General features: G+C 69.9%; 5 protein-coding genes. 3 read left to right on the forward strand and 2 right to left on the reverse strand.

The window, feature by feature from the left end:
- The coding region (locus G4D87_RS34170) for a class I SAM-dependent methyltransferase (protein ID WP_163786864.1) at nucleotides 1-364 on the forward strand (364 nt) is incomplete at its 5' end.
- A gap of 6 nt (nucleotides 365-370) precedes the next feature.
- Here the strand turns inward: G4D87_RS34170 and G4D87_RS34175 are convergent.
- Together G4D87_RS34175 and G4D87_RS34180 are read right to left on the reverse strand one after the other, a co-directional pair.
- Nucleotides 371-967 carry a Uma2 family endonuclease gene (locus tag G4D87_RS34175; RefSeq protein ID WP_163786865.1) on the reverse strand — a complete coding sequence of 199 codons (597 nt, stop codon included), beginning with the start codon at nucleotides 965-967 and terminating at the stop codon, nucleotides 371-373.
- A 65-nt stretch (nucleotides 968-1,032) separates the two neighbouring features.
- Complete coding sequence (locus G4D87_RS34180; protein ID WP_163786866.1) at nucleotides 1,033-2,793, reverse strand: HAD-IG family 5'-nucleotidase; 1,761 nt, start codon at nucleotides 2,791-2,793, stop codon at nucleotides 1,033-1,035.
- Nucleotides 2,794-2,865: 72 nt separating this feature from the next.
- Here G4D87_RS34180 and G4D87_RS34185 point away from each other — a divergent pair, with 72 nt between their 5' ends.
- Nucleotides 2,866-3,213: a hypothetical protein gene (locus tag G4D87_RS34185; RefSeq protein WP_163786867.1), complete on the forward strand. Its 348-nt coding sequence runs from the start codon at nucleotides 2,866-2,868 to the stop codon at nucleotides 3,211-3,213.
- A partial coding sequence (locus G4D87_RS34190) for a serine/threonine-protein kinase (protein WP_240358835.1) occupies nucleotides 3,210-4,418 on the forward strand: 1,209 nt, incomplete at its 3' end. The genes G4D87_RS34185 and G4D87_RS34190, both read left to right, overlap by 4 nt.

Here is a 4,418-nt window from a genome sequence, read left to right on the forward strand (position 1 = left end):
GGGGGAGGGGCTGCGGCGCTACGCGCTGGGCGAGGACTCAGGGCCCATTGACGTGCTGCACGCGGATGCCCGCGAGTACCTGAAGACGTTGCCGTCGCGCGCGTTCGACGTCGTCTTCTTCGACCCGATGTTCGCGAAGCCGCGCAAGTCGCAGCCGGCGTTCGACATGCTGCGCCGCTTCGCGGAGCACGCGCCGCTGACGCGGGAGACGCTGACGGAAGCCCGGCGCGTGGCGCGGCGGTGGGTGGTGGTGAAGGGCGCGAAGTACACGGACGACCTGCGCAAGCTGGGCCTGGAGGACGAGCCCGGCTCGCGCTTCACCGACGTCATCTGGGGCCGCGTGGGGGCCTCCGCCGAGCCGTGAGGGCCGTCATCCCGGCTGCACGGTGCTGCCCATTCGCGGCGTCCACAGCAGGCCCAGGTCCAGAGGGAGGGACTTGAAAGGCTCCGCGCTCACGGTGACGCTCCCCGTGAACAGCTGGCTCCGGACCCAGCTCGTGGCCCCACGCCGGTAGACCTCCAGCGACTGGCGCACGGGGTCGATGACCCACAGGTTCGCCACGCCTTCGCGGAAGTACAGCGGCATCTTCCGGACCCGGTCCAGGCTTCGCGTGGAAGGGGACAGGACTTCGCACAGCCAGTCTGGCGCGGTGCTGAACCAGGGCAGCTCGGGGTCTGGGGGCTCTGGCAGCCGCTCGCGGCGCCACCCGGCCACGTCGGGCACCACCACATCGCGAGCGAGGTGGAGCTCGGGCTCAACCAGGAACCACCAGCTGCCAGGCCCCTCTCGTGAGAGCTCGAAGGGATGCGCGAGGAGGCTCGTCAGTCGGCTGGACACCCGCAGGTGCCCGTAGGCGGGCCTGGGCGAGGCATACAGCGCGTCGTCGACGATTTCTCCGACCCAGCCGACCGGAAGCTGCTCGAGGTCCTCGTAGGTTGCTGGTTTCCGATGCTTGCCCCTGCCCATGCCCGCGCCTCCCCTTGGATGGAACCCGTGAAGTCCTCAAGGTAGCATCCAACCTCCGGGGATGGCTACCCGACAGGTTCCCATCCTACGGGAGGGTCTGACACGTCGCCTGAGGACTCCTCGTTCCCGGCGCCCTTCGGGGGGCCTTCGCTGCCCATGGGGGACAGCCTGGCGGACAGGGCGCCGGCCTGCTCGTGGGCCATCTTGTCGCGAGGTGAGCGGTAGTACTGCATGGGCGAATGGTGCAGGAAGTTCGACACCCGGCTCGTGTACAGACAGGCGTACTGCTCCACCTGGTACCCGAAGCGGCTGTTCTCGTTGCCTTCCTTGAAGAGCAGCCCCCAGTACGGGTTGAAGCCCTCCTCCACGTCCTCCTCGAGTGTGTCCGCGACCTCGTTGGCCTCCTTCAAGGCCCGCCGCATCCGGTCCAGCTCCACCTTCGTCTGCTTGCGGAGCTCCTCCACGCCCAGCCGCTCATCCGGCGCCAGCTGTTCGCGCTCCAGCCGCCGCTCCAGGAGGTTGAGCAGCGTCTTGTGGTGGTTCACCTCGTCGTCCAGGCGCTCGCGCAGCACCTCCACCTGCGACAGCGTGCCAATCTCCTCCTGCCGCGTCGCCGTGTACGTGATTTCGTCCTCAATCTCCTGGACCACCATGCACGTGCGCCACAGCGACGACTTCTTCGACTTCAGGATGTCGCCGTAGATGTGGTCGCCCACGTACAGGATGTTCTCGCCCCGGTAGCCCGTCAGCTCCTCGAAGCGCGCCAGGTTGCCGCCCGAATACACCTTGCCGCGCTCCAGTGACGTGGCCTCGCCCACCACGCGGCCTTCCTCCGTGGAGGCGTCCAGCTCCAGGAAGGGGCGGGCGTCCGTGAAGAAGCCCGGCTTGCCCGCCGCCGTCACCACCACGTCGAAGTAGTTCCTCCAGCTCGGGTACTCCGCGAGCTGCCCGTCCAGGAGGTACTTCATCACCGCGTCCGTGTAGTCCCATGCGGAGTTCGTCAGCAGGAACAGCCGCTTCCCACCCGAGCGCAGCTTGTGCAACGCCGGCCCCAGCTCCGGGTCCAGGAACACGTAGCGCGCCAGGTCCTTGCGCACCTCGCGCTTGAGCGAGTTGTCCCGGTGCACCGTGTCGATGGCCTCACGGATGTCGTCGTACAGCTTGCCGTACTGCACCGTGTGTCCCAGCGACTCCAGCAGCTCGATGATGCCCGCGAAGAGGCACGTCTCCGGCAACGCGAACAGCGTGTCGTTCCACGCGAACTGCGGGTTGCGCAGCCGCACGCGCTTGTTGCGGTACAGCTCCCGAGAGACTTCGCGCTTCAGCGGACGCAGCCCGTGGTACGCGCGGCCCACGTGGCCGAAGCGGTCCATCTTCAGGATGTTGCCGTTCACGCGGTCCACCGCCAGCCCGCGCATCACGAAGTGGTGGTCGTACAGCAGCCCGCCCACCACCGGCGGATAGCCGTACTCACTCACCAGCTTCGCCAGCGTCATGTCGAACGACAGCTGCTCCAGCCGGCGCATGTGATAGATGGCCAACGTGTAATCCATGTCGAAGCCGAACAGCTCGACACTGGCCATGCGCAGGTTGCGGTTGACGAAGATGTCCCGCGCCCGCTGCACCACCTCCCGGCGCTCGCGGGGCGAGGTGAGCAGCCGCGTGAGCTCCTCGTCGGCGAGCAGTCCACCGGCCCGCTGCGCGGCGTCCTCGGCGCGGGCTCGGTTGAGGGGAGAACGGAAGCTCCCGTGAAGCGGGTCCGGCGCAGGCCCACCCGGGATGGGACGGAACGGGGAAAGTGATGGTGCCAAGGGACTCAGACACATAACACGCGTGTGGCTGGCCCGGCTCTTACCTTGCGGGGTCTGGAGCCGGCGTGGCACGCTTCGGGTTCTGCGATGCGCTCGCCCACCCGACGACAGCCCTCGGAGGCCCCCGAGGCGGTTCAAGCTCGCCTGTCCGCCCGGATTGCCGCGCTCGAAGACCGGGTCCGCCGGCTGGAGGCCCGGTTGCGTCTGAAGGTCGCCGTCACCGGGCCCAGCGTCGAGCCCGCCTCCGAGCCCAGCGTCGCGCCCGCCGCGCGCCGGACGGCCCAGCGTGCGGCCGAGCGCCCGGTCCGGGCCCGTCCTCGCTGCCCGGGGTGCACGCTGGAGCTGCCGCGTGGCCGCCGCGGTGAGTCGTGCGTGTGGTGTGGCTTCGTCTTTTCCGCCGTCACGCGGCGACGTCCGGCGCGAAAGAAGCGATGACGGCCACGTACCGGCTGACGGGCAAGGTGGAAGGCGGGGAGCTGGCCGAGCTGTATCAGGGCATCGAGATCCCCGGCATCCCCGTGGTGGTGAAGCTCTTCCACCCCAGGACGTCGGACCCGGCCTACGCCCATGACCTGGCGGAGACGACGCGGCTGCTCCAGCCCGTGCGGCACCCGGGCATCCTCCACGTCGTGGACCTGGGCGTCATCCGCCAGCGCCTGGCCGTGGTCCGCGAGGACGTGGACGGCTTCACCCTGGGCACCGCGCTCCAGCGCCTGCACTCCAAGGACGTGGTGCTGCCGCCCACCGTGGCGCTCCACATCATCATCCAGCTCCTGGAGGCCCTGGACCAGGCACACGAGGCGGGCGTGGTGCACGGCGCCATCACCCCGGGCAACGTGGTGCTGTCGCATGACGGCCTGCCCGCGGTGTGCGACTTCGGCGCGCTGCGCGCCCTCATGGCCGTGCCCCAGCTGCGCAAGTCGTTTGGCCACCGGGGCCGCGGCACGTACCGCGCGCCGGAAGTCACGCGGGGCGATCCGCACTCCGCGCAGTCGGACATCTACTCGCTGGGCGCCATCGCCTACGAGCTGCTCACCCAGCGTGAGCCCGTGGTGTCCGGCAGCGGCGGGGTGTCCACGCGGCGCAGCGAGGCGTTGCCGCCGCCCAGCCGCGTGGACCGGCGCATCAATTCCCGGCTGGACCCCCTCATCCTCCGCGCGCTGGAGCCCACGCCGCAGCGCCGCTTCCGCTCCTGTGGCGAGTTCGCCATGTCCCTGCGCAATCAGCTCGCGGCCAGCGGCGGCATGCCCTCGGCGGACGACGTGCGCCGCTTCGTGCGGGAGCTGTTCCCCAACGAGATGAGCCACGTCAGCGCGGGGCCCCCGCCGTTCAAGGAGCCCTTCACGCTGGAGCCCATCTTTGGCGCGGAGATGGATGACCTGCGCGCGGAGGAGCTCGAGAAGTCCGTGGTCCAGCGGGCCCCGTACAGCCGCGCGCTGACCGAGGACGAGGCCAGCGCGGAGACGCAGCAGGCCTCCGAGCCCGCGTTCGAGGAATACCGCCCGGAGCTGTACGAGCGGGACGTGGCGGACGTGGCCACGCGGGTACGGGCGCCTTCGCGGGCCGCCGCCGCCGACTCCACCTCCGCGCCGGGGGAGGAGGACACCGGGCCCGCGCCCGCCGGACCGCTGGAGCAGGGG

The sequence above is a fragment of the Myxococcus vastator genome (assembly GCF_010894475.1).
Lineage (GTDB): Bacteria > Myxococcota > Myxococcia > Myxococcales > Myxococcaceae > Myxococcus > Myxococcus vastator.